Annotated in this window: 1 rRNA gene (running past one end of the window); it reads left to right on the top strand. The window is 57.4% G+C overall.

Annotated features, from left to right (window positions below):
* Positions 1–1,393 (top strand): 23S ribosomal RNA (locus tag ACFWH7_RS20735) (it extends 1,813 nt beyond the left edge of the window).
* Positions 1,394–1,400 lie beyond the last annotated feature (7 nt).

The raw sequence follows: 1,400 nt of genomic DNA, 5'->3' as shown, positions 1-1,400 counted from the left end.
ACAGGCTGAGAGCTGACGGTGAGCGCACAAGCGCGAACTGGGTGATCCTATGCTGCCAAGAAAAGCCTCGGCGCGAGGTTCTAGCCGCCCGTACCCCAAACCGACTCAGGTGGTCAGGTAGAGAATACTAAGGCGATCGAGAGAATCGTGGTTAAGGAACTCGGCAAAATGCCCCCGTAACTTCGGGAGAAGGGGGGCCCGAAGCGTGAACACCCTCGCGGTGGGAGCGTGGACGGCCGCAGAGACCAGGGAGAAGCGACTGTTTACTAAAAACACAGGTCCGTGCGAAGTCGCAAGACGATGTATACGGACTGACGCCTGCCCGGTGCTGGAAGGTTAAGAGGACGGGTCAACCCCTCGGGGTGAAGCTCAGAATTTAAGCCCCAGTAAACGGCGGTGGTAACTATAACCATCCTAAGGTAGCGAAATTCCTTGTCGGGTAAGTTCCGACCTGCACGAATGGCGTAACGACTTCTCCGCTGTCTCAACCGCGAACTCGGCGAAATTGCACTACGAGTAAAGATGCTCGTTACGCGCAGCAGGACGGAAAGACCCCGGGACCTTTACTATAGCTTGGTATTGGTGTTCGGTGCGGCTTGTGTAGGATAGGTGGGAGACTGTGAAGCCCGTACGCCAGTGCGGGTGGAGTCAACGTTGAAATACCACTCTGGCCGCTTCGGATGTCTAACCTCGGTCCGTGATCCGGACCAGGGACAGTGCCTGGTGGGTAGTTTAACTGGGGCGGTTGCCTCCTAAAATGTAACGGAGGCGCTCAAAGGTTCCCTCAGCCTGGTTGGCAATCAGGTGTCGAGTGCAAGTGCACAAGGGAGCTTGACTGTGAGACTGACAGGTCGAGCAGGGACGAAAGTCGGAACTAGTGATCCGGCGGTGGCTTGTGGAAGCGCCGTCGCTCAACGGATAAAAGGTACCCCGGGGATAACAGGCTGATCTTGCCCAAGAGTCCATATCGACGGCATGGTTTGGCACCTCGATGTCGGCTCGTCGCATCCTGGGGCTGGAGTAGGTCCCAAGGGTTGGGCTGTTCGCCCATTAAAGCGGTACGCGAGCTGGGTTTAGAACGTCGTGAGACAGTTCGGTCCCTATCCGCTGCGCGCGCAGGAAACTTGAGAAGGGCTGTCCCTAGTACGAGAGGACCGGGACGGACGAACCTCTGGTGTGCCAGTTGTTCCGCCAGGAGCACCGCTGGTTGGCTACGTTCGGAAGGGATAACCGCTGAAAGCATCTAAGCGGGAAGCCTGCTTCAAGATGAGGTTTCCATACCCTACGGGGTGAGAGGCACCCAGCAGAACACTGGGTCGATAGGCCGGACGTGGAAGCGGGGACGAAAGACCCGTGCAGCTGACCGGTACTAATCAGCCGACAACTTCAACACCAAACAC

Origin of the sequence: Cellulosimicrobium cellulans (assembly GCF_042723955.1) — a bacterium.
Lineage (GTDB): Bacteria > Actinomycetota > Actinomycetes > Actinomycetales > Cellulomonadaceae > Cellulosimicrobium > Cellulosimicrobium cellulans_H.
The sequence above is the reverse complement of the archived record's forward strand: the minus strand, read 5'-3'. Positions and strand labels throughout refer to the sequence as shown.